This is a genomic window from Solibacillus sp. CAU 1738 (assembly GCF_039888725.1).
Taxonomy (GTDB): domain Bacteria; phylum Bacillota; class Bacilli; order Bacillales_A; family Planococcaceae; genus Metasolibacillus.
Window position 1 is genome coordinate 99,888 of sequence record NZ_JBDQQN010000007.1, and the last position, 25,623, is coordinate 125,510.

The following is a 25,623-nucleotide window of genomic DNA, read 5'->3' on the forward strand; positions in this document are numbered from 1 at the left end:
TGTTGAAATGATTAGTGTGTATACCTATTTAAGGAGTACCTACTAATTATTAAATTTGCTTTTCTAGTATTAATTCAGAAATACAAAACATTCGCACTCAATTATCTGTTGAATATTTCCGGTGTACATTTCTTCGATGAATCTGTAAAACAAGCCATAGAAGATTGCCTATAACAAGCACCTACGACTACTCTACTCATCGAGAATAATAATAAAAAGATAAGTCAAATAAAATTTTTTGAAAGATTTAAACCTAATTTCACGAATTTATTGGAAAAAATCGGACACTTTTCACTATTCATCAGCGACTTGCAGTATATAATAAGTTGGGAGGGTCAGAAATGCTGAAAATAAAACACATTGAATTTATAAAAGTTGTTTATGATGAATCGATGTCCCACAACATCTTTTCCATTGCAAATATAACTTTTTCAAACTACGAGCCGATTTACGGTGCTTTGCTATACTGGTGCCAAAATACGACTAAAGCTGAATATACACCAGAAGGCGATTATAAGTTTTTCTATGATATGGAGCATATATCGTACTTTGCATCAGTGAAATTCCCGAAAAATATCGGTTTAACACGTGATCAAAAACAAGAACTAGCATATATTTTACTTGAGGAACGCGGTTCAGTAGGCTCATATAGCTTCCCTACGCATAAAAGTCGTCAAAAGCGGTACAATGTCGCAAAGGAATTTAAACTATTGAACTTTCCAACTAATTTCTATCCTGAAATGATAGATGATAGTATTGTCCAGCTGAAAACTAGCAATGTTGAACAAATAATAGAGAAACACCCGTCATTAACGAAAACATTTATTAAAAAATATATCACGTGGCGATATCATGCTGCAAAAATGCATCCAGCCGATTTAGAGACATATTTACCGTTTATAAACTTTCACTATATTTGCTTAGCTAATCCATTTCTTTCAGAAAAATATTTGATTCATCATCTAGATGAAGTATCTCCATTATTACAATATAATTATCCTGTTTTAAATCGTCTTTCTTCTTCCTTTAAACGTTACTTAATAGAACGCATAAAGGCCGACAAGCAGGCCATAAATCCGGAGTTTGCATCTGATGTAGAGGCATTTATAGAGGATGAAGATTACTATAAACATTACGAGATTAACTATTTGGATCCTGAGGAATTGGAAGAGGAAGTGTATTTACAGTTTTTCGAGTATGATATCGGTCCATACAAATGGGCAGGAAGCGAACATTTAATAAAAGGAATCCCTTCTCTCGCCTGTCAAATTTACGATCAAGAAGGATTTAAAAAGCCTTCAATTAAAGAAATGGACCTGTTAATTCACACATATTCAGAGCAGCAATTAACACTACTCTGTGCTATTTTAGAGCCGCATTGGTTACATCGATATCGAAATGAATTAAACTGGGCAACGATTTGTCGCTATAATTCATATTTATCCGAAGATTTTATTATGTCACACATAAAATTTATCGATTTTGATGCGCTAGGTGACAATAAAAGCTGTGAGTTATCTGAGGATTTTCTATATAAGTATATGAAACGTTTTAATCATCAAAAACCGGTCCCACTTGTCATTCGTAATTTAACTGTGCAGCTATATATCGATTTTAAAGATACAATTAAAGTAGATTTACAGCTTCTCGAGCAATACGGTGAGACGATAGATGAAAAGGAATTAGCTTTACTACAAAATATGTTTATAGAATAAGTAAACGCCCAAGATTTGTGGCTCTTGGGCGTTGTTTTTATTAACTGGCGTAAAGACTTTCCATTTTTTTCGTGAAATCTTCTACATTTAAAGGTTTACTATAAAAATACCCTTGGACAGATTCACAATTATGTTGTTTTAAAAGTTGTAATTCTTCTAATTGTTCTACACCCTCTGCTATTACACTTAAATTAAGTGCATGAGCAAGCTTTATAATAGCAGCTACCATCGCTTCATCCGATTTGCTAAGCGTAATATTTCGAATAAAAGTTCTATCAATTTTTAGTGTATCAATTGGGAACTGACGTAAATAGTTTAATGATGAATACCCTGTACCAAAATCATCAATAGAAATGGTAATGCCCATTTCCTTCATTTCCATGATTTTTTTTATCAAGTCATCTGTATAGTCCATCATCGTCATTTCAGTAATTTCGATTTCTAAAAATTTGGGATTGATTGTAGTTTCATTAATAATTTGTTTTAATCTTTGGATAAAGTCTATTTCTGAAATATGAGTTGGCGAAATATTTACGGCTACACGTAATTCAGTATTGTATGTTTCGTTCCATTGTTTCATTTGACATAATGCCTGGCGCAGTACCCACTCACCAATGTCCGAAATAAGGCCACACTGTTCCGCAAATGGAATAAACTTATCAGGTAACATATAGCCTAAATCATCATCATACCAACGAATTAATGCCTCCATACCTGTCATCACATTTTGTTGGATATTCATTTTCGGTTGATAATGCAATTCGAACAGATTATTGCGTAATGCGGTATGCAATTTTGTTTCTAATAGTAATGTGCGGTCATCAGTACCTTTCATATTTTCTTCATATATTTCATAGCTGTTTCCCCGCTTACTTTTTGCAGCATACATGGCAATATCGGAACATCTCAATAATTTCGTTACAGTCTTACCATGTTCAGGATACATGCTAATACCCATACTTATACTCGCATAAAACTCATATTCGTAAAAAGTAAAGCTTTCTTTTAGAACATTGGCAATTTTCCCTGCGATTTTATGAGTAAGTGATACATCCTTTAATAAATATACAAATTCGTCCCCATTTAATCGATAAAAGGAATCAACTTGATCATCAATACTCACAAAACGACTAGCAAGTTCTTTTAAAAACAAATCCCCTACTTTATGTCCTAATCCATCATTAATACTTTTAAAACGATTGACGTCAATGAAAAATAAAGCAAATTTTGATTGTGTATGTTGTGATTGTTCGATTTCATTTTCCAGCCGTTTTATTAAGCTCCGGCGATTTGGTAAGCCTGTCAAATCATCATGATAGGCAATATATGTAATTTCTTTCAAGTTTTTTTGTGCTGTAATATCTGTGCGTATTGAAATATATTGATATGGTCTGCCATTCGCGTTAATAAAAGGCACAATCGTAGTCTGTACCCAGTATAGTGAATCATCTTTAGCACGGTTACAAATTTCACCATACCAAGTTTGGCCACTACCAATTACACGCCACATTTCTTTAAAGAACGACTTTGGATGAACTCCAGAGTTTAACAGTCTATGATTTTGGCCAATTAGCTCTTCTTTAGAGTATTTAGAAATATCACAGAAGCAGTCATTCGCATTTGTAATGGTACCTTTTGCGTCAGTGACAGCTACGATTGCTGATTTATCAAGCGCAGCTTTAATATCTTTCAATTCTTCAAATGTTAAATCTGTAGAATTATTCATATGCATAATAATCTCCTTCGATTCACTCGATAAAAACAAATTGTATGAGAAAAGTTATTTGGTTTTGAATTCTATTATTACAATTATAATGCTTGTATTACTTTTATTACAATACATTTCGCTATTTATGTCGATTTATCGAGTTTATTATTACATAATTGCATCAAAAAAGGGTTATTATGAAAAGCAATTTTGAACCGAAACCTTTGCGACGAAGATGGCAACTGATGTAACAACCACAGCAGCAATAATATTTAGTGGATATTTAGTATGCATTGGAAAAAGGCTATCCAGAAATCGCAACTCTCTGGATAGCCCCTATTTTTTATTTAACTTTTTCGATTAAGTCGTACATATGTGAACTGATGTTGTTCAGTGATGTGATTGCACCATTTAAGTCTTCTACTGAACGATACTGTTCGTGGGAAGTATTAGAAATAATACCGATTTGGTCGACATTCAACTCATTTGTTTTCGCAATTTGATTAAACAATGCGACAACGCTCTCTGTATGTGTAATCAAATCTGTTGTGGCAAGTGAAATGTCCGTTATTTCTTGTTCTAGTTCGGAAATAGTCGTAAAAATCTTTTCAAAAGCCACTTCACTTCTCTCAATAGATTCATGTCCTTTATCGATCTCATGTACGCTGTCTTGCATTTTACCGGCTATATGATCAATTCTCTGTTGAATATCTTCCATTACCGTGTCGATTTCAGATACTGCACCTTGTGTATTCATTGCTAAATGGCGAATTTCAGTTGCCACAACAGAAAATCCTTTTCCATGTTCACCTGCTCGCGCAGCTTCAATCGATGCATTTAATGCCAATAACTTTGTTTGTTCAGATATGGAATGGATAACCGTTAATAGATTGGCTATTTGCGTAGATTGACTAGCAAGTGATTCAGTTAATGATTTGACAGATGTAACTGTTGTTGTAATGATTTTCATTTGATTTGTTACTTCTTGTATTGTTTCTTTACCTATTAACGCCTCTTGTATACCATGATGAGATTTAAGCAGTACATTATCTGTGCTTCCATGAATAACTGTAAATAGCTTCATATTTTCACTGTTTTGCTGGATACCTTCTTCAAGCGCTTGTGCTTCTTCCACAGTAATTTATATTAAGTTGCGTTAAAGAGTTTGCAATATTTAAACTAGATGCTGTTGTATCATCAGACGCATCCTGTAATAAAGTTGAGAGTGATTTTAATTCATTGCCTTCATTTGAGATTTCCTTAAATAATTGCTTTAACTGTTCTTCAGCTGCTTCTCTTTCTTTAGTCAAACGAAGCTCAGTAACCCGAGTATTGTAAATAATTATACCAGTAGCAATAGCTGTCATTATTAAAAACACAGCATGCAATAATAGTAATGAGAAACGATAAGTCGGTGTTCCACAGAGAAGTTCAGGGAAGAAGAAAAAACCTACGAAATGGTGAATCGCAAATATAACGGTACTAACAATAATCATTTTTACTTGTTGGAAACTAGCGATTATTGCGATGACCATAAAAATGGAGAAATGGTATTCAGTTAATCCATCTCCACCTGCGATAATACTAATACTTGCGGTTGTAAGGGTTAATGTTAAAAACAACGGTAAAAGTTTATGTTCACGATCAATTTTTAACAATACAGCGGCTATTATGAATAAAATAATCGGTGTGACAAACATCAAATTTAAGATGATTGTTAAGCCACCACTTAAATTAAGTACTCCAAGTAATACTACATAATCATCTAAAAAGCCAAATACACGATGTAATATATGTATACTAATAGATAAAAGTACAACTAAACCTGTTAAGTAAAATAAGGGCATGATTTTAGAATCTTTTTGTGTTGTAATCAATAATAAAACGACCTTTCAATGTATTTTTGAAACGAACAAGAAGTGCTATAAATACCATACCAATGTAATGAATAACTAGTAATATAATTGTGCCATGCTATATGTTACTTAAAAGAGAAATTTATGTAAATGGGTATATACTACTTCATGGTTATAAAAGAAAAATAAACCTTACGGACTGTTATTTTCCATAAGGTTTACGATCTATTATTACTATTAACTGGCATAGTCATCGGCGCCTCGTTTCTGCTCGGCACTCTTATTATAGGCATCGAGCTGTTCTTGTGATAAATTCAAAACAAAATAATAGAAATTTACTGGATCTATCGCAAGTTTTTGACATGCTTCTTTGTAATATTCATACCCTGTTCGATAATCTGCCATATTTAATTAAGCCCCTTTTTTGATCGAGCTTGTTCATTAAAAGCAGTTAATTGCTCTGGCGATAATTGAATAACATAGTAACGGAAATTCACCGGTTCTAATCCAAACAGCTCACATTTCTCTAAATAACATTCATAGCCTTCTCTATACATTGACATTTATTTCATCCTCTCGCTTTGTACTATAACAGCTGTTTATTTATGTACTTAATATAGTACAGATGCAATGAGTTGTCAATAAATAATCTGAAAAATTCATACAAAAAACCGCAACCTAATATGGGTGCGGTTTTAGTTTACATAATAATATTATTGAAAGGATTACTTTTCATTACTTCTTGAATTTGCTCATCTTCAATATGCGTGTATATTTGTGTTGTCGCAACACTAGAATGTCCTAAAATATGTTGTAAACTTCGTATATCCGCACCAGCTTTATACATTAAAGTGGCGGAAGTATGTCGTAGCTTATGTGGTGTTAGTTTCTCTCTGTTTAATGTAGAAGTATTTAGCTGCTTTACAATCTTTGCTATTGATTGCCTTGCAAAACGGGTTCCTTTTTGTGAAACAAAAAGGGGCTCAACCCCATCTCCTTTATAAAGATGACGTTGTGGTAAATAGCGGTTTAGTGCATCCAAACAGCCATCATTCATATAAACGATTCGCTCTTTATCACCTTTCCCAATCACTGTTACATTCCTACCTTGTACAGAATGCATATTTAATGAACATAGCTCTGAAACACGAATGCCTAAATTTAAGAAAAACATTATTATGCAATAATCACGTGCAGAGTACTGCTGAAGCTTCGTTGCCTCAATAAACGTTTGTGCTTCTTGTAAATTTAAATAAACAGGCGCTCGTTTTCCGATTTTCGGTGTTTCGAGTTCATCTGCTGGATTTTCTTCTATTAAACGGCGCTTCCCTTTTAAATATTTAAAAAAGGATTTTAATGTTGCTACTTTCCTTGCTCTAGCAGCAGCGGAATTTTGTCGTTGTATTTCGCAATATTCCATAAATAAATATAAATCTTCAAGCGTTAATTGCTTAATCCAGTCAATTGTAATTTCTGATATATCAATCGTATGTATTTGTGAAGTCGGGATATCATCTTCCACTGCTTTTAAAAATCGAAAAAATAAAACGAGATCATATTCATATTCTTTTCTTGTACGCTGTGATTTACCTGTAATCGTTGTTAAGTATATTAGGAAGTCTTTTAATATTTTCGGTTGTTTCGTTTTCAAAACTATTCACCTCAGAGCTAATTATACCATAAATAAAGTTCCCAAATATGTATTTGGGAACTTTATTAGAATATTAGGCTGAAAACAGCTATAAATAGAACTAGTGTTCCTGTTTCTTGAAATCGCATTTTAAAGCAGTGAAATTTTGTTTTGCGTATACTTACCCATCTCACTTCTTCTGAGAGTGATTTTGAGAATAGAAAAACAGCATGGATTTAGCCATGCTGTTTTGTTTAAAATTGTTTTTATGATTGATTATTGTTCGGGTTTCGCTATGGTTATAGTTTCATACAGCAAGTCCACTAGCAGACTACTAAAGTTAAGTTTTTCCATTCAATTAATAACAGTTACTTTCCTTCTAGTTCTTTGATCATTTCATCTAAGTCTAGTTCGAATATTTCATCAGCATGAATATATTCTTGCTTATGTTCCTTATAACTAATTGGAATAATTTTTATCTTACCACCTTCTATTGCCGCAAAGCGATTATAGTTTTCTAAGCCGGAGTATCGTCCACCTATCTCTTGTATTTCTTCTCCGTATTCATCCTCAATTTTAAAGAATAAATCCTCTGAAATATTCGTCATTTTATAGACTAATTTTGAAGTAATCGGTGTTAAAATTAATTCCTCTACTACAATATTTTGACCATTTTCTAAAGTAAAGCTATGATTAATTGGAATTCGATTTGTACTTGCGATTAGGTTTTCTCCAGAAGCTTTAAATTTAAATTTCCATTTACCTTTCATTATTTTTTCGGAATCGCTTCTTTCTAAATCATTAAATACGATGCGAATCGCTTTTTCATTTTTTAAATCAATATCCCCAATATCAGCTGCCCAAAAATAATTAATGTAAGACTCTGTTATTTCTCGTGGACCACCGCCACCACCCATTTCTATTTTTTGACCGTCAATATATACATCAATATCCGTAAACCAATTATAAGCTAAATCATCGCCCTTAAAATTTGTATGAAATGTACTGCTAATAAGAAGTTGTCCTTCATCTAAAATGATTTCATTTAACGTTACTTTTACACCGTTATCTTCAACAGACTCGCCCACAATCGTTTTATAATCAGTCAGTGTGCCTGCTTTTGAATAAACAAAAGCCTCTAGTTTTTCGCCAATAATCGAGATATTCGCTAAGGCAAAATTAGAGTTAACAGCAATAATCGAAACAAGTGCAATTGAGGCAACGAGTGAGATAATTTTCACGGGCATTGAACGACGACCGTTTAATTTCTTTTTAATACGTTTTTTAATAACCTTCTTTTCTATATCCGTTAAGGACTGTTTTTCAAATTGGTCAAAATCGATTTTTTCATTATTCAATTCTTTCAATATATCCTTCATATACATCCCCCTAATTATTAAATCGATTGCGAAATGCTGTACGCAATTTCTTACGACCACGTGATAATCGATTATAAAGTACCGACCTATGGACACCATGCTCTTTCGCCAGTTCCTCTATACTTTTTTGCTCGCCATAATGTTGTAAAAATAATAATTGATCTTCTTTTTTCAAAGAAGAAAGGAGCTGCTCGGTTTCACTGCTCAGTGTATTTTCCATTATTTTTGTCTCGGCATTATTAAAATCTACCAACATATGTTCTTCTATTTCTTGTTGATGAAGAAATTTTTTATATTGCCTTTGATAATCAATCGACTTGTACTTTGTAATAGCGGCAATCCAGTTTTTTAATGAATTTTTATTTTTGTCGTAAGAAGCAATGTTTTGCCATACTAAAAGGAGTACGTCATCCAAGCATTCATCTTGAATGATTTCTAAATTTCCTAAGTATTTCTTAATAATCGACTTGATGATACTTCCATATTCATCAACTATAAAAAAGAGTGCTTTTTCATTTTTTACTAGCAATTGTTCCGCTACATTTTCTTCTGTAATTTTCATTTACTACCTCCAAAATAAGGGCCCTATACTCTTATTACGTTTTCAATCGGATATTTTCTATCAAAATCTGAAAATAATTATCTGTTTTTTAAATATCCATCGAGTACTTAATCCATTTGATTAAGTACTCTTTTTATCAGCTATATAGCTCCTATAAATACTTCTTCAATTCTAAATATATTTCGGAACTAGCGCTACATATTTTAGAATGATTCATAAACCCCTACTTCAAAAGCATTTATGTTTGACATTCGATTTAATCATAAACTTCACCGTATTTTAATCCCCCTAATTAACCCTTATAATTACATTAGTGCAATAATTATCAAAAACTTTTCTTATTTCCCCCGTATACTTAGTCTTGAGGTGAGCAGTTATGTATAGTCAAATCGTTCAGCAAATCGTAGATACATTAGAAGAAAAATTATTAACAACGTGGCAGTTGGATCATTACGCACAAAAAATAGGATATTCAAAATTTTATTTAACGCGTCAATTTAAAAAAGAAACTGGTTTAACGATTGGCGAATATATTCGAAAAAGGCGTCTTGCCGTTTCTGCCTTTTTATTGCTTCACTCCGATTACACAATTCTTGACATTTCGCTCGAATGTCAATTTCAATCGCAAGAAGCCTTTACACGCGCATTTAAAGAGCTATACAACATGCCACCCGGTAAATATCGCCATGTTATGCGTTCTTTACACATAAAGGAGGAAAAGGAAATGACAACGACAAATGAGGTAAAAGGTTGGCTATTAACTGGGACAAATCCATCTGTTTATACAATGAAGGCAGACCACGAAGTATTCCATACAGGCTCAAAATCAGGTTATCTTAGCTCTAAACGTCCTGCTGAGGAAGGACAATTTGGTACGATGATGCAAGTGTTCTCTGCTAAAAACTGGGTTGGTAAGCGGATGAAAATGTCATGCTTCATAAAAACAAAAGATGCAATGAAATGTGGGGCTTGGTGCCGTATTGATACTAGAAACGGAGATTTGCTGCAGTTTGATAATATGGACGATCGTTCTATCCATGGGACGACAGACTGGAATTATTATTCAATTGTTTTAGATGTATCTGAAGAAAGTGCAGCCATTCATTTTGGAATTTTACTTGTAGGCTCAGGTGAAGTATGGATTGACGGGGTTGCATTTGAAGAAGTGGATGATTCAATACCATCTACTAACATAATAGGCTCTGCTGGTGAATTGCCATTAGAGCCAGTGAATTTAGGGTTTGATGATTTATGATGTTACTTGATTTACTGTTTGATATCGTTATCAACATCTATACATCGTTAGGCTATGGAACAAAGGAACACAAAATTGAATCTAAAATGGAGAAAATCAAAACTAATCATCCAAAAGCCTACGAAATCTATCTGCATAATAAAGCTATATTCGAAACAGACACAGAACTAAGTGAAAAAATTATGCACTTAAATTTGAAAAACAAAATGGCGGTCAACAACATAGTCAAAGAGATTTTCACACATTTTGCGATGGCAGCTTAATTTTTCATCATAGTAAAAAATTGAAAAGCCTGCTCAAGTGTCTATCGAGCAGGCATATTTTTTAGTTACTATAGCTAAATTCTTAATAACCTATATAACTACACCAATTTGTGGAATATGAGTTTTCACTAATAGGTGTAATTTTTATTTTTGACTGCTTTTTTTGCCCTCTTTACTATTTTGGTACTAGCTTTTATAATTTAGTATAAGCACCAGATACTAATTATGAAGATTATATGCCTAAAGTATAGGTATAAAGGAGAGATAGTTATGTTCAATACTCAACAAATTAAAGAAATTATTCCACACCGCTACCCTTTTTTATTAGTTGATCGTATTCTTGAAGTAGAGGAAGGAAAACGTGCAGTCGGAATTAAAAATGTTACAGCTAATGAAGAGTTCTTTAATGGTCACTTTCCAAATTATCCAGTAATGCCAGGCGTTCTTATAGTTGAAGCGTTGGCACAAGTAAGTGCAGTTATTATGTTAATGAAAGAAGAAAATCGAGGAAAGCTTGGCTTGTTTGCTGGTATTGACCGGTGTCGGTTCAAGAAACAAGTCCACCCTGGCGATCAATTACGTTTAGAAGTAGAAATAACTAGAGTTCGTGGATTAATTGCAAAAGCTAATGCTGTTGCTACAGTAGATGGCGAAGTCGCTTGTGAAGCAGAAGTTACATTCGCTCTTTACAACGAGAAAGAAGCATAAAGATTTATTAATATTTTCACCCTATTTTCTATAGAATTTACTCTTAGACAAAAAATCACCTCTTAAGAGATTGATATCTCATGAGGTGATTTTTATCAAACTATTTTCTATGTTATCGAATTTTATTAGGGGTAGATTTGGCAACATTTATTAATAATAATTTACAAATCCTGTTTCACTAAAGCCCTCGAAATTCAAGGTATTTCTCTACTTCTTCGCTTGCTTTTGGCAATTCCATTCCATATTCCCAAATTAAAATTTTATCCTTTTTTGTACCAAAATAAACTGTTTTTATCTTCTTGCCGCTAATTAATTCTAGTTCCTTAATATCTATAAAATCATACCCTTTTTCGAATGCATACGGAGGTTGTGCTTCTTTCTTTATTATTGGACGTAGTGGAGTAATATATAAATTCCCTTCATTGTCCACATGGGTTTTAATTCTATCTAATCTATATCCATCGTTTATTTCGAGATAATATACAATTTTTCCATCTTCCATTTCACTTATCTCGCTAATTTCCGCTACATCTGTTGCAACACTATTCATTTCCCACTTAAATAAGCCGACATAACCTAAAATAATTGATGTTATCAATAGTGCACTTATTATTCCACCTTTAATAAGGGACTTTAAGCGTAATCTATTCCACGAAATAGATATATTTTTTATGGCATTGCTACTCTTCTTATTTTCAATAATATTTTTTTCTGGAATATGGATTTCATCTTGAATTTTTTCTAATTCCATTTTGCAGTTATTACACTTTGCAAGATGTTCTTCCACCATTCTTTTGCTTTCATCACTACATACACTGTCGTAATACAATGGAAGCATATCTCTAATTATTTCACATGACACTTTACTCATTCCTATTCCTCCCTCAACAAATCTTGAATTTTACCTTTAGCTCGGTGAAATGTGACTCTTGCCCAACTTTCTGTTTTCTCAAAAAGCTCACTTATTTCCTTAAAGGAAAGCTCTCCAAATACTCTTAATGTAAAAACTTCTTTATATGGCTCTTCTAAGGAATGTAAGACCTTGTGCAAACGAAAGGTATCTTCTTTATTTACTATTATTGATTCAATACTATTCTCGCTTATTTCTTCTGGTATTTCGTCTGTTTCATATCGCTTTTGTTTATCGAGATAAGTAAAATATGTGTTTTTGGCTATTTGACAAAGCCATACATTGATTTTGCAATTGCCTTTGAAATTATCAATACTTTTTAAAGCCTTAAAAAATGTTTCTTGCGTAATTTCTTCGGCAATCTTTTCGTTACGACTTATCGATAATACAAACGAGTATACATCTCGGAAATATTGATTGTATATACTCTCAAACTCTTTCACATTTCTACCTCCTTTCATAATTAAGACTAAGTAAAGTAAATTTCGTTACAAAAATCACAAAAAAAATTATCATTATATACTTAGAAATTTTTGTTTCTCTCAACTTCTTGAAGTGGAGGTCTTACATCCCGTTAATCTGCGATAAAGTCTGCCTTTAGATTTATATCATTATTAGAATGTTAAAAAATAACTAAACCTGTTTCTCTTTAACAGTGAATAAACATCCGTATCATATGGTTTATCATTTGGATACATATACTTTTTTAGCGTACCTTCCTTTGTATAACCTAATCTTATTAATAACTGACTCGAACCTTTATTTTCAACAAAAACAACTGCACCTATACATTCTAATCCAAGTTCTTGAAACCCAAATCACTTTATCAACAGCGGTTAATCCATTACCTAAGGAGTAGATAATTTATGAATCTAGTTGTTGACTTGATATCGCAAAAGGTGAAAGTCAGGTTCAAATGTTCTTGGATAAGAAGATGCCAGATAAAAACAGTGTGAAAGTTAATCATAGGGAAGAAGGTTAGAGGAGTTAACCGCTTATTTACAAGATTTAGAGCGTCAAACAGGGATGAAGCCACCTATTTTTAGTTGAATAAAAAATGCACCCAAAAGCGTCGTTTGGGTACATTTTTTTGCTTAACCTTGTAGATCCGCATAAATCGGACGAGATTCCTTATAGTGTTGTAAAAAATATGTATTTAAAAAATTATTTATTAGATTGCTGTTTTTTTATCGTGAATTCTGAATTCTTCATATTCTCCCAACCGATGTATGCTGCACCTATTATTAATGCAATAATACACATAGTTGGCTTAGGAAAAGACAGAGAATTCCAATAACGTTTATGCGACAATAGTGATTTATTTGTTAAAAATAATAATTTGAGTGGTTTCTAATCCTAATCGTTTTTTTAATTCTTCAGTAATAGTAAATGAAATAGTTGAACCTTTTTCTACATCTACAAATTTATGATGTATTCCAGTAACAACGGTGCCATCAGTGACATATGTTTCAGCAGGATTAGAGTTCACTTTTAAATGCTCCATATAATCTCCACTTATTTTTCCTTGTATAAAAATTTCATATGGTAAAATAGGATATTCTGATTGCCTTTGTGTCAAAGAAATCTCAATTGCGTTTTCTTGTATTTCAACTTTACCGTTTGTTGGAACAGTTACTCCGTTAATTAGCAATTTATAATCCCATAACTTTATTGCTAAATCTTTTAATTGAGCGTTACTATAACCTTTAATAAGGTCATCAATCAATTGTTTATAATAATCTGCTTCCTCTTTCTTATAGTTAAAATCAATTTGAATATTATGCAATGCAGCTTGAAGTTCCTCTTTCTGCTTTTCTAGATTGTTGATTTGAGTAGTTTTGTCTTCCAGAAGCTGTGTTGAGGCGTTTACTTCCTCTATTTTGTCACTATTTGTAGAGTTGTCCTCATTCTTATTTGAGCAAGCAACAAGAATAAACATAAAACTTAAGCATACTATAATTCTTTTCACCTAATCTACACCTCTAAACTTTGTATTGTCTCACTAAATTTTCCAATAAAATTTTATCATAGCAAACCAGTTATCAAACTCTCGTTTAGTGACATTACTTCTTAACGTTGTAAAACCTCATAAATCTAAAGGGACCCTATTACAAATTATAAATCTTTATTATAAAGTTAATCTTCAAGGGGTATTACTGCCCGTAATTCTGCTATAAAGCTACACAATTTTAATCTAATGAAAATTCATACCCAATATAGTTGAATGTATTGTTAAAACCTAAACTTTCTGCAATTGCAATAGAGGGCTTATTCGATTCCATACAATCCCAATATGGAACGATATCATTTTCTAAACAATCTTTGACAAAATGATGGGCAACTTTTTGAGCTGTTTTTTTCCCTCGATAAGACTCTAACGTTTCAATATCTACACAATGTATATTTCCAACAACAAAACCCGAAAAGCATATACTAATAATATGGTTGTTGTGAACAATACAATAACCAGTTCCTTGATTAAAGAACTTATCAGGCGAAGACCAATACTCTAAAATTTTAGAGTGTAAAAATTTAATATTATGAATTTCGTTGTTATTATTTTCGTAGAGAGTGCTACTAATCTTTATTACAGCATATCCCTGTTCAAGGACTGGCTCATTTCTAGCGTTATAGATCTCTTTTTGCAGTGTATAGACTCTCTGGTTCCAGCTGCCTACTTTACGATGTTCAAACATCTTTTCTATAATCTTATTCCATTTGGGGTGATTACCTATTGCTTCAAACCAATTTAGTCCGACTTTCTTAGCTTCGGGTTTGATAACGGTATCAATAAAACTATTCATTTGGTTATTAAATACTTCATTTTCTTCATCTCCAATAAAAATAAATCCATCATTATTGCCTAACCATACAAGTGCAGATTTAGGAGATGTAGTATCATCCACAAAAACACGGCCAGGATTAATTCCTTCAACTACAGCTTTTACTTCTAATTGCCCTTGATGACTTAATAAACGTTTACATATATAAAACTCATTCTTAGTTAATTCAGATATCATTGTCGAATGCTCCATTCATTTAAAAATATGGTTAAGTAAAAGAACCTCTGAATATATTATTGTGGTATATAACTTAATAATCTATCTAAAGAATTGATTTCGGCATACGGTTTTATTTCGGTAGAATTCTTGATCATATGAGGATTGAACCATATGCCCTTCATATTAGCATTTTGACAACCAGCAATATCTTTTTCTATGTCATCTCCAATGAATAATGCGTCCTCTGGTTGTACATTGAGCTTTTTTAATGCTAATTCAAATATGCGTCTGTCAGGTTTACTATATCCCACTTCTTCAGAAATAATTATTGTATCAAAACAACTATTTAAATTTGTGTTATTTATTTTATCTTTTTGTCTCTGCGTTGAGCCGTTTGTTATTATGGCCACTTTAACTTGATTCTTAATTGTATTTACAATATTAATAGTGTTTTGGTTAATAGAGAAACAATGGGGAAAATGTTCATTCCAAAAATCTTGAATAGAGTTGCTTGGCAATCTATATATTGGTGGGAATTTCTCGAAAAATGCTTCCAAAACTTTTGATTTATCATTATGGCCATAACTGCTTTTATCAAACTCTTTAAATTGCTGCAACATTTCATTTTTCATTGTAAGTTCAAGGTCTTCATAACACTTATCTAAAATAAGTAAAAACATTTTTTCTACTGCTTTATCTCTATCAAGTAACGTATCATCTAAATCAAACAGCATTGCTTTCAAAGTACTTCACAGCCTTTCTACTTTATATAATTATTCCTAATCCCTATATTCCATAATATAACACATTATCTTAACCATATGTTTCAGGAGTAGGTTCTTCCAATAAGGGATTGTATAAAATTAGAAAGTAAACTATAATATTACTGTTCTTTCCGGAAACTAAGGTATAAGGGGAAAATTATGAAATTATTCATCAGGATAGGTTTATATGTTGTAATAGCATTGGTCAGTATAATTTTATTAATGCTTGTTTTTAGGGAATATAAGCAATATCAGATTAATATGGAATCTAAAGAGATTATTCAAAATGGCGGGATCAGTGAAGTTAGGAAATTAACGATCGGTGGAATATCTCAATATATTTTAGTGGATGGACAAAGTAAAGAGAATCCATTCATAATTTTTTTGCATGGAGGTCCAGGGCAGCCGTTTCCATTTGGGGTAAGTTCACGAAATCAATTCCCTGTCATTACTGAGAAATTTAATGCGGTCTATTTTGATCAAAGAGGTTCAGGGAAAAGTTTCGATAAAAATATTGATGTGGAGACAATGAATATTGAACAATTCATCTCTGATACGAATGAAGTAATTGATTTTGTGCGTAAGGAATACTCTCAGGATAAGGTGTACTTGGTTGGAATGTCCTGGGGTAGTATTATTGGCTTGCAGTTAGCAAATCGAGATCCGGACAAATTCTATGGTTACATTGGAATAGATCAAATAGTAAATATTAAAGATGGTCAAGTTCTAGGAAAGCAATGGCTGAAGGATATAGCGAAAGACGATAAGAATCTTCTAGACCAAATTGAGTCCTTTGGAGAACCACCGTATTATGGGGAGCTAGAATCACAATATAGCGACATCGTTAATAAATATAATGGATTTAACTACAAGGATGAAAATACGAAAGGTGCAAATCTTTTTAAGTTAGCTGGAAGATCGCTTGTTTCTCCCGACTATAGTTTGAAAGATATTTATGCAAGTTTTGTTTCAGGGGCAACCTTTAGCTTAATAGATAGCAAGGAATTGCAAAAGGAAATTATTAATACTGATTTTAATGAATTGACAATATTTAAGACACCCTTTTATATAATTCAGGGAAAACACGATAAGGTGGCAAACTTTGAGTTAGCAAAGAGTTACTTTGATCGAATTGATGCCCCTAAGAAGAAATTTATCACTCTGGAAAACTCAGCACATATGCCAAATGAAGAAGATTTTGAATTTTTAATCCAATCTATACTTCAGTTAAACGAACATTAATAAAAATTTGGACAAGTATCTCCTACAATTGTTTTACTGTTACTTTTACAAAAGCGAAAACGGTAAAAACGGTGCAATCGGCTCATAAAATTCACTATTAAAAGACTTGATTGTTGAATTCAAACAATCAGTTCGATTTTAAAAAAAAACTCATTTGCAATAAAAATGCAAATGAGTTTTCTTCCCTAGCCTAACCATGTATTAAAAGCTTATTTAACTATTTCTCTCAAGGAATTGATAAATGTCCATCATTTCTTTTTTATTCAATTCTCGAATTCGATTGAAGATTGGAATATCCGCAACTGCCTCAATATTTAAGCTTTCAGAAATAACATCGCCTACATTGCCTGTTAGCCATGTTTTCACATCTATTCCTTCAACTACGTCTTGAAGCCCTTCTTCATTAATACCCGTTGCCAAACAGCTCACACATGGAATAGATAATTTATATACGCCATCATGCAGATTGTCTTCTGATATTACTTTCTTTCCTTTACAGAAAGGACATGGATGACTTTTTTTAATCTTATTTATTTGTGTTACAAGCTTTTTGTAACCAAATGCTTCATACACATACGTAAGTTTTTTGTACTTTCCATTCGTGAAGTATTGGTCAATAAAAGTTTCTCGCGTTTCTGTTATATTGGCAAAATCGCAAATAGTAACTCTGTTGTTTTTGCTAATTGCCTCGATATTTACGCTAATATGATTCCAGAATGGTAAAGCATTTTGTAAAACGATTTCATAGTGAGAGAAACTTGCCATTTCAAGTTCAAACATTTTCAATGCGACCTGAGTTTCCCTTGGTAATAGAGAAACATCTTCTAGCAAAGTCATATCTCCTCCAACTATCGCTCTTAACTTTTCTAAAATAGGTATACTTCCAACAGATTTCAACACTTGATCAATTGGCTGCTTTATAATATCCCGAATATCTGTGTCACCAAATGTTAGCTTTTTACGATGCTTTAATACCGTACCAAGGCAGATTGGACAAGTAATCATTTCTTTTGATTCTTTAATTTCTTGCTTCAGCTCGGATTTTGATACAACCATATACATACCTATGATTTTATTGAAGCCTTCCCATGTTCTCGATGCTTTCGTAGCTTTATCGTAAAATGACTTTTCCCAATAACCATATAAATACGTATGCTTTTCATCCTCAGTCATGTCATTAAAGCTTTTACTCATATCGAGTCCTAATTCGTTTTTAATTTCATTAAATATAAACTCGATTTTGGGCAATTGATAAAATTTTAATACTTCTATTACTTCTTGTTTCAATTGTCCATCCCAGAACGGCACCGTTTTATCTTGTAAGGCAAGATTATAATCGAATCTTTCTATTACTCCTCGACCAGAGCAGCAAGGGCAATGATTGTCTTGAGAATAGAAATCAAAGCTATTCGTATCTTTATTAGTTGGATGAGCTGCAACGATATGATTAATCACCCCACCTAATTCAAAAAGAAAACTATATTGACTATATAAGTGCCTTTCCAAATCAATCGCGATTACGGGGGCAATAATATTTGATTCGTACTCACCATAAATTAAACGAGCCATTGATGATAAACTTTTTAAAATACCACCTTTATAAATATTTTCAGCATTTTTAAAATAGGCAATGTGGTTTTCGTTTAAATAATTTAAACCTTTTTGCTCGTTCAATGTTGAAGAAATATGCTCAGGTGCGACACTAATTACTTGTTGCTTATAGTCATTATGACTGACAACATCAAGGTCCTCTACAGGTTCAAGCTGTCTTTTACCAAAATCAGCAATAAAATCTGAGTTATCAATCATATACGAATTATGCTCAATCATAATAATGGAAATCGTTTCATCCTTCAAAATATCTCTAATACTATCGATAAATTGATTTAGGATGTTTTGCGATAATCCTTTCGAAGGCTCATCAAAAATAAATAACGTGTGTGGGTTTCTAGTTTGAGCAAATAGCTCAGAAACTAAATGGATACATTGAAACTCTCCAGTAGATAAAGATTGTGTTTTTCTTTCCAATGTTAAATAGCCGAGACCAAGTTTAATCAATAAGCTTAATCGTTTTTGAACGATGTCTTCCTTTGGCAGTTCATCAATAATATCTTCAATAGAACGCTCAAATAAATCATCAATGTCATCACTATACTTCTTTAGCTTCTGTTTAATATCAAGGAATGTCGCAATTGTGGATCTGCTTGTAATCGATTGGTTTCGATCTTGTCCAACCATTACGAGTTTATCTTTTGGATAACGTTTTACAAAATCTTTCGCTATACATTCATTCACAAGTGTAGATTTTCCACAACCTGACTCACCCGTGAACGTTACAAGTCTATTTTTAGGAATTCGGATTTCGGCCATTTGGATATTACGACAATATAAATCGCGGAATTCGTAATACTCAGTAGGTGTTGTTTGATTGAGTTCTTTATTAATTGGTTTTGGTCGCGGAGACTCTTCAACAATTTTCCCACCGTATTTACCACTACCTGGTCCGAAGAATATTTGCTCATCCGTTGTATTTAGTACCGTATCAGAATGATCAATGAACCAAATTTGATTTTTACAACCTAATTGTTGTATCTCCTCTAAAATATTCACTAATGTATTGTGATCAAGACCTACAGAAATTTCATCAATAATGATGACCGTGTTTTCACTTGCTGCCATGAATTCAGCTAAGTACAATCGTGTTAATTCCCCACCAGACAGCGTTCCCATAATACGATTCAATGTTAAATAGCCAATATTCATATTGATAATATTTTTAAGAATTTTTTGCTTACCTTCGCTAATATTTAAAACTTCTGCAAGTGAAAGAATCGTTTCAATGCTTAATTCGTGAATATCAGAAATATTATGTGGTCGATCCAATAATTCGATAGTATATTGTAGTACTTCTGGATTGTAGCGCTTTCCTTCACACTTTTTACACTCGATATTTTTATTCGTACCTCGACCTTTACAAGGTGGACACCAACCTAATTCATTATTAAATGAAAAAACTTCTGGAGAAAGATGGTGTTTTTCTGCAAGCGTTACACGAATCTCTGTAAACACACCAGTATGTGTACCGATTGTCGAACGTGGATTAGAGGAAATAGATGATCGTCCTAAAAAAAGGACTAATGGCATTTCTTCCATCTTAATCGCACTAAAATTCGTTTTCATTATGTTAGGGAATAAATATTGATATTCAGCTTTAGGCAATAAGGATACAAGGCGTTTCTTGGATTCTTCACCAATTGTTTGACAAAAAGTCGTTTTACCCGATCCAGATAATCCGGCAATCGCTAGTGATTGATCATCCGGTAAATCTATATTTATGCGGTGAATATTGTTAGCAATTAATTGATTTATTTTCATCAGTTTTAGCTCCATTTTCTATTTCTAGTATTGCCATGTTAGCATAATTTCAATTGAATGTATTGTGTAATTAGAAAATGAAAATGTTCTCTATAATTTGTTTTCAAGTTTTGATAAAAATGAGTGTAGATACTGTTGTGGCAGTGCTGCCATATCCGTTAGCGCTACATGCTTATTTATGTAGCGTTTTTTATTATTGTCCAATTGATAGCCAGTAATTTGTATGTTTTCTCGTAAGCCTTTAGCAAGTTCCATAAAGTCGGCAAGTTTTCCATAAAACATTCCGTCGAGTTCTTCAATTTGCAACTGAAAATCTTCTATCGACCCTTGAAGTTCATATATAAATACATTTGCAAACTCATAGTCCTTTATATATTTATTATCAATTACATATTGAATGACACCAAGAGATGTTAAATCATTAAATGCTACCGTTAATCCAATTTCTTCTTGTAGTTCACGAACACCATCTTCTACAGATTCAGTGGCAAGTAGATGGCCAGCAGCTGTAATATCAAATTGGTTAGGATAATCCTTTTTATTTTTACTTCGTAGCTGGAAGTATATTAACCACTCATCTTCTTTCTTTTGCAATACCCAGCAATGAAACACTTCATGCCAATATCCTTGTTTATGTACTTCATCGCGAGATTTGGTACCAATTTGTTTATAATTCTCATCAAATATCTTTAGTATTTCCGGCATTAGTATCTCCTTAGAAAAAGACTTAGTACTGCTTTTATGCCTTAGTGTAATTGTGTAATGAAAAACTGCTTAACATCAATGTTTAAGCCTTGACGTTAAGCAGTTTTAGAGCGCCTCTTAATATCTTTCATGTATTCGCATAACTTCACGCATAAATTGGTCATATGTTTCTTTTTTAAATTCAATTGGTTTTAATGGCGTACTTTCAATTAATTTTAGCTGATTGGCCGTTGTAATTGTGAAGTTAAAAGACATTTTATCATCCAAAAAGGCTTGGCTACCAACAAAGTTTTCACTAACATCCACAGCTCCCCAATAAGCAACTTTAAAATGAATAAGGTAGTCGCCAAATTGCTTGGCAAAATAGCCTGTTTGTAAATTTTGGTGCATATAAAGCGGATTATAAAGAATTTTCATTTTTTCTTCATACCAAGCGATGGCTTCATTAGCTTCCTCTTTCATTAAATAAGCTAAAATTTGATTGAGCACCTCTTTATTATTATACAGAGCTTCTATTATGATACTATTTGAATGCTGATCTGGACCTTTTTTTGGTAATGTAATAGTATTAGGAGTATTAAAGAAAATTGTTCGATCTTGTTTGTTCAAATCATCATGACGTTTAAAATCGGTTTGCTTTAACTGTAAAAATTGCTCGATCTCATCAGGGGTAGGCATGTTATAAGTAGAATTTTTTGCAACTCTTTCAGCCATATCTTGTGAATAATAATACTCTTTTTCACCTATTTTCATCAAATACTGAACAGGCTTTACTTGGTAACCTTCAGATACTGTCCAACCTGGGAACAACGGATGGATGGCTGTAGGTCGCGACTCATTCCATAGATTCATGTATTCATAGGTCAGTATAAATTGACGATAATCCTCGCTTGTGTAATTCGTCGGTAAAAAGATATCACCACTTGGCTTAATTGCTGGCATTTCTCCCGCTTCTCGCATCGCACGATAAATAAAAGCCGTGTAATGGGCTCTTGTTAAATACGTGTTTTCACGAAACGTTCGATCCTCATAACCTGATGTTACATTTGCTTGATAAAGTGCAGTTACATATGGATCGTACTTAGTTGATACATCTGATAATGGATGTGTCTCTTTAGTATCTAATTGATAAGCAATGGCAATAATTTTCGCCATTTCTCCACGTGTTAATGGAGCTTCAGGGTTAATGTTACCCTTCTTGTCCAGCTCTAATAGGCCTGCTTCCATTAAATTTTTGATGTCACTATAATATGCATTATTTATTGATAAATCTTTAGGTGCTTTAAAAGTCGATGTTTTCGGCAATGTTTTGACAGTACGCGTAATAAGTGCTGCGGCATGTTTGCGAGACAATGTTTGATTTGGCTTGAATGTACCATCTGGGTAACCACTAATAACCCCCTTCTCTGCCATCATGTGAATAACATCAAAGTTTGGATTCTTTTTTGTTACGTCTTTAAAAAGTTTCGTATAAGTTGCCGCATCTGTTGTTGTGGGTGCGATAATAACAGGCGTCGTTAAAGATAATGCCATGGCCATCAACACGATTTTATTATGACGTAATTTCATTATTGATCTCTCCTAAGTAAAGCATTTGTCTATCATTCCTCTAAACTGACTTCACTTTCTATTAGACGGATTAAAATACAAATAGTTACATATATAGAAAGGAATTATAATAACTTTTCAACAGAGAGTGAGGCTTTCCAATAAGCTCCAAGCCCCTAAAATAAAGCCGTTGTAGAAAAATATCTACAACGGCTTTTGAATTTTTACTGACTATCTGGACACCCTATTTTATTTTGTAGGAAATGTGCAACGAGTGGAGATTTTATTAATTGTCTAATTTGCGGAGTTTAGAGGGCTGTCAATTTTATAAATAGGTTAGTATAGCAAGAAGTTTCAACCATAAATAAGCTACTTATCAATGATAAAAATCATAGGATAAGTAGCTTTACCTAACAATAAATTAATATCAAGTGAGTTGATTTCCGCTACGGCTGAGGATACCACGATGTTGGGCCAATAAAAAAACATCTCACTTCTATGAAATGAATAGAGGTGAGATGATATTATTCATACTTTCTATAAATTGTAATATGTGTTTGTTGCTATAAACCCCATCGATTTCGACTATTCTGTCTCTTTTGGCTGCTGTTGCTGGTAATCCTTTTCAGATACAAGTGGGATTGATCTTAAGAAAACAGCTACAATTACTGCAACAAGCATGATAATAGAACCGACAAGGAAAGTAGAAGTTAGAGCATCATTAAAAACATCTCTCACATTTCTAATTACAGATTCTGCAAATGGTAACATATCTGCTGGCATCGCTTTTTGTATTTGTTCCAACTTAGGTTGATCCAAAAGTACTTCAGGATTCATAAGTTCACCGAATTGTTTTGCTTGCTCAGTTGGAATATTTAGTTGACCTGTCTGTGAGTCGCTAGCGAACACTTCTGTCATCCTTGTTGCCATTCGGGAGCTCATAACCGTACCTAGGACACCTATTCCTATTGTACTCCCCAATGAACGGAATAATTGCGAAGACGCAGAAGCCACACCTAATTGTCTTAGAGGGACCGCATTCTGCACACTTAATGAAATAACAGGCATGCTTGCACCAAGACCGATTCCGACAATACATAAATAAAGTATAATTAAGGAAATAGGTGTATCAATCGTTATGAAATACAGTAGAAAAATGCCAATGGTAGTCATAAGTAATCCAAAAATGAGCAAACCTTTATACTTCCCTATCTTTGTCATGAGTTGACCAGCAAAAGCTGTTGCAAAAACCATCACAATGGACATTGGCATCATTATAAAACCTGAACCACTAGGTGATATGCCTTTTACACCTTGTATGAAGAATGGAGCATAGATCATAACCCCCATCATGCCCGCACCAAGTAAAAATCCGATAATATTCGACATAGTAACAATATCATTTTTAAATAAAGACAATGGCAAAACTGGAGATTTTACTTTTGACTCTGTAAAAATGAAAGCACCAAGACCAACAATCGTTAATCCAATTAAGCTAGCAATTTCCCATGATGTCCAAGCATATTTCCCAGGACCTTCACCTGCTAAACTAAAAGTAAGTAGCAGCGAAACAATCGTTACAGTTAGGAAAAGGGAACCAAAATAATCGATTGTTTCTCCTTCTCTTCGTGGTACTTTTGGAAATAAGACAGCAATCATTATAAAAGCGAAAACTCCTAAAGGTAGGAAAACCCAAAACACCCAATGCCAATCTAAATGATCCACGATATATCCGCCTATTAATGGTCCAAGGACACTAGAGATACCGAATACACCACTCATCAATCCTGTCCAACGTGCTCGCTCTCTTGGTAAATATAAATCACCAATAGCTGTAAAGGCTGTTGACGTAATGACACCTGCACCAAATCCAGTTATTCCACGGAACGTAATTAGTTGAAATATGTTAGTTGATAAGCCTGACAAGAATGAGCCTAGTATGAATAAACCAATACCTGCCAATATGAACGGTTTTCGTCCATATATATCTGAAAGCTTACCAACGAGAATAGTAGCGACAGCCGTTGTCAGTAAGTAAATAGTTATAGCCCATGTATAGTAATCAATTCCACCAAGCTTTGCAATAATTCGTGGCATAGCAACCCCTATAATTGTTTGGTTGATTGCAGAAAAGAACATAGCTATCATAATCGCAATCATGATTGTAACTTTCTTTTTCTCTGTTAAATGAATCATTTATCCTATTCCTCTCTCATTTCTTTAATATTTTTCTCAGCCTGTTCAAAAGTGCTAATTAAAAAATTCAAATCTGTTTCGGATAAATTGCTGAACACTAATTGCATTACCTTACGCGCTTCCTTTTGCAAATTAGCTAATACTTCCTTCCCCTCTTTAGTCATATCTAAATAAACGACACGACGATCCTGTTCGTCACGAACTCTTGTAATATATCCATTATCTATTAGTTTGTCAGAAGCCGTTGTCACTGCTCCAGGCGTAAGATGCAATGCTTCAGCTACCTCGGACATTTTCAGATGTCCTTTTCGTTCAAGCAAAAACAAAATATGCGATTGTGAACCCGGAAAGCGTTCTTCAAAAACACCTTTCCATAAATAACTCATATTTTTAGATAAATTCCAGAATAGCTTTTCAAATTGCAAAAAAAGTTGTTGATTATCCGGCGACATTTATTTTCCCCTTTTCATTAGTTTTATCATCAAATAGTTTAATCATTAAATTAATTGTCAGTATATTTCTTTTACCGATAATTGTCAACCCATTTATTCCCTAAAGAACAGGAGACATATTGTCCATTTTCTTGTGGCTTCCACGTACGTCACCGAATTCTTATTTTGGCAAAAAAATCCTACTTTTAATTTTGTTTAAGTACGTGTATCGCACTCACAATAATTAATGTAGGATTTTAATATTAGCATCATTTGTTGAATCATCCGAGAAACATTCTTATTTGTCATTAATATGTATTAGGGTATAATCACGTTATACGCCATTAACTGTAATACTGCTCACTATATAAAAA

23 protein-coding genes are annotated in these 25,623 nt (G+C 33.0%); 5 read left to right on the top strand and 18 right to left on the bottom strand.

Features of this window, described 5'->3' with window-relative positions; all coding sequences use genetic code 11:
• Positions 1-341 precede the first annotated feature (341 nt).
• On the top strand, positions 342-1,715 hold the full coding sequence (locus tag AAFN87_RS17270) for a nucleoside-diphosphate sugar epimerase (protein ID WP_347792310.1): 1,374 nt from the start codon (positions 342-344) through the stop codon (positions 1,713-1,715).
• 40 nt (positions 1,716-1,755) lie between these two features.
• Here AAFN87_RS17270 and AAFN87_RS17275 read toward each other — a convergent pair whose 3' ends face one another.
• The 8 genes from AAFN87_RS17275 to AAFN87_RS17310 all read right to left on the bottom strand — a co-directional run bounded on the left by AAFN87_RS17275 (position 1,756) and on the right by AAFN87_RS17310 (position 8,850).
• Entirely contained in the window at positions 1,756-3,441 is a 1,686-nt protein-coding gene (locus AAFN87_RS17275; protein WP_347792311.1) for a sensor domain-containing protein, read from the bottom strand.
• Positions 3,442-3,766: 325 nt separating this feature from the next.
• On the bottom strand, positions 3,767-4,558 hold the full coding sequence (locus AAFN87_RS17280) for a methyl-accepting chemotaxis protein (RefSeq protein ID WP_347792312.1): 792 nt from the start codon (positions 4,556-4,558) through the stop codon (positions 3,767-3,769).
• Positions 4,536-5,300 (bottom strand): hypothetical protein, encoded by a 765-nt coding sequence (locus AAFN87_RS17285; protein WP_347792313.1) that lies wholly within the window; start codon positions 5,298-5,300, stop codon positions 4,536-4,538. Before AAFN87_RS17285 ends, AAFN87_RS17280 begins: the two co-directional genes overlap by 23 nt.
• Before the next feature lie 216 nt (positions 5,301-5,516).
• Positions 5,517-5,684: a transcriptional regulator gene (locus tag AAFN87_RS17290; RefSeq protein ID WP_347792314.1), complete on the bottom strand. Its 168-nt coding sequence runs from the start codon at positions 5,682-5,684 to the stop codon at positions 5,517-5,519.
• A 2-nt stretch (positions 5,685-5,686) separates the two neighbouring features.
• Complete coding sequence (locus tag AAFN87_RS17295; protein WP_347792315.1) at positions 5,687-5,842, bottom strand: transcriptional regulator; 156 nt, start codon at positions 5,840-5,842, stop codon at positions 5,687-5,689.
• 137 nt (positions 5,843-5,979) lie between these two features.
• On the bottom strand, positions 5,980-6,930 hold the full coding sequence (locus tag AAFN87_RS17300) for a tyrosine recombinase XerC (protein WP_347792316.1): 951 nt from the start codon (positions 6,928-6,930) through the stop codon (positions 5,980-5,982).
• Positions 6,931-7,277: 347 nt separating this feature from the next.
• Positions 7,278-8,288 carry a DUF4179 domain-containing protein gene (locus AAFN87_RS17305; protein ID WP_347792317.1) on the bottom strand — a complete coding sequence of 337 codons (1,011 nt, stop codon included), beginning with the start codon at positions 8,286-8,288 and terminating at the stop codon, positions 7,278-7,280.
• 10 nt (positions 8,289-8,298) lie between these two features.
• Positions 8,299-8,850, bottom strand: a complete 552-nt coding sequence (locus AAFN87_RS17310) for a sigma-70 family RNA polymerase sigma factor (RefSeq protein ID WP_347792318.1) — start codon at positions 8,848-8,850, stop codon at positions 8,299-8,301.
• A 376-nt stretch (positions 8,851-9,226) separates the two neighbouring features.
• Between AAFN87_RS17310 and AAFN87_RS17315 the strand changes: the two genes are divergently transcribed.
• From AAFN87_RS17315 to fabZ, 3 genes are all read left to right on the top strand, one after another.
• The gene (locus AAFN87_RS17315; protein ID WP_347792319.1) at positions 9,227-10,105 is read left to right on the top strand and encodes a helix-turn-helix transcriptional regulator; all 879 of its coding nucleotides are present in this window, start codon (positions 9,227-9,229) and stop codon (positions 10,103-10,105) included.
• On the top strand, positions 10,102-10,368 hold the full coding sequence (locus tag AAFN87_RS17320; protein WP_347792320.1) for a hypothetical protein: 267 nt from the start codon (positions 10,102-10,104) through the stop codon (positions 10,366-10,368). Before AAFN87_RS17315 ends, AAFN87_RS17320 begins: the two co-directional genes overlap by 4 nt.
• Positions 10,369-10,638: 270 nt before the next feature.
• Positions 10,639-11,076 (top strand): 3-hydroxyacyl-ACP dehydratase FabZ, encoded by a 438-nt coding sequence (gene fabZ, locus AAFN87_RS17325; protein ID WP_347792321.1) that lies wholly within the window; start codon positions 10,639-10,641, stop codon positions 11,074-11,076.
• Positions 11,077-11,254: 178 nt separating this feature from the next.
• Here the strand turns inward: fabZ and AAFN87_RS17330 are convergent, their stop codons facing one another.
• From AAFN87_RS17330 to AAFN87_RS17350, 5 genes are all read right to left on the bottom strand, one after another.
• Positions 11,255-11,947: a zf-HC2 domain-containing protein gene (locus AAFN87_RS17330; RefSeq protein WP_347792322.1), complete on the bottom strand. Its 693-nt coding sequence runs from the start codon at positions 11,945-11,947 to the stop codon at positions 11,255-11,257.
• A 2-nt stretch (positions 11,948-11,949) separates the two neighbouring features.
• Positions 11,950-12,429 carry an RNA polymerase sigma factor gene (locus tag AAFN87_RS17335; protein ID WP_347792323.1) on the bottom strand — a complete coding sequence of 160 codons (480 nt, stop codon included), beginning with the start codon at positions 12,427-12,429 and terminating at the stop codon, positions 11,950-11,952.
• 875 nt (positions 12,430-13,304) lie between these two features.
• Complete coding sequence (locus tag AAFN87_RS17340; protein ID WP_347792324.1) at positions 13,305-13,955, bottom strand: hypothetical protein; 651 nt, start codon at positions 13,953-13,955, stop codon at positions 13,305-13,307.
• A 220-nt stretch (positions 13,956-14,175) separates the two neighbouring features.
• Positions 14,176-15,006 (bottom strand): GNAT family N-acetyltransferase, encoded by an 831-nt coding sequence (locus AAFN87_RS17345; RefSeq protein WP_347792325.1) that lies wholly within the window; start codon positions 15,004-15,006, stop codon positions 14,176-14,178.
• A 56-nt stretch (positions 15,007-15,062) separates the two neighbouring features.
• Positions 15,063-15,722: an HAD family hydrolase gene (locus AAFN87_RS17350; RefSeq protein ID WP_347792368.1), complete on the bottom strand. Its 660-nt coding sequence runs from the start codon at positions 15,720-15,722 to the stop codon at positions 15,063-15,065.
• 189 nt (positions 15,723-15,911) lie between these two features.
• On the opposite strand from AAFN87_RS17350, the gene AAFN87_RS17355 reads away from it, so the two are divergent.
• Positions 15,912-16,994: an alpha/beta fold hydrolase gene (locus AAFN87_RS17355; protein ID WP_347792326.1), complete on the top strand. Its 1,083-nt coding sequence runs from the start codon at positions 15,912-15,914 to the stop codon at positions 16,992-16,994.
• A 213-nt stretch (positions 16,995-17,207) separates the two neighbouring features.
• On the opposite strand, the gene AAFN87_RS17360 is transcribed toward AAFN87_RS17355, so the two are convergent.
• The 5 genes from AAFN87_RS17360 to AAFN87_RS17380 all read right to left on the bottom strand — a co-directional run bounded on the left by AAFN87_RS17360 (position 17,208) and on the right by AAFN87_RS17380 (position 25,270).
• A complete protein-coding gene (locus tag AAFN87_RS17360) occupies positions 17,208-20,369 on the bottom strand; it encodes an ATP-binding cassette domain-containing protein (RefSeq protein ID WP_347792327.1) in 3,162 nt (1,053 codons plus the stop codon).
• Between the two features lie 90 nt (positions 20,370-20,459).
• The gene (locus AAFN87_RS17365) at positions 20,460-21,074 is read right to left on the bottom strand and encodes an NUDIX hydrolase (RefSeq protein ID WP_347792328.1); all 615 of its coding nucleotides are present in this window, start codon (positions 21,072-21,074) and stop codon (positions 20,460-20,462) included.
• A gap of 117 nt (positions 21,075-21,191) precedes the next feature.
• Positions 21,192-22,643, bottom strand: a complete 1,452-nt coding sequence (locus tag AAFN87_RS17370; protein WP_347792329.1) for an S-layer homology domain-containing protein — start codon at positions 22,641-22,643, stop codon at positions 21,192-21,194.
• A 564-nt stretch (positions 22,644-23,207) separates the two neighbouring features.
• On the bottom strand, positions 23,208-24,818 hold the full coding sequence (locus tag AAFN87_RS17375) for an MDR family MFS transporter (RefSeq protein ID WP_347792330.1): 1,611 nt from the start codon (positions 24,816-24,818) through the stop codon (positions 23,208-23,210).
• Positions 24,819-24,823: 5 nt separating this feature from the next.
• Positions 24,824-25,270: a MarR family winged helix-turn-helix transcriptional regulator gene (locus AAFN87_RS17380; protein ID WP_347792331.1), complete on the bottom strand. Its 447-nt coding sequence runs from the start codon at positions 25,268-25,270 to the stop codon at positions 24,824-24,826.
• Between the last annotated feature and the right edge of the window lie 353 nt (positions 25,271-25,623).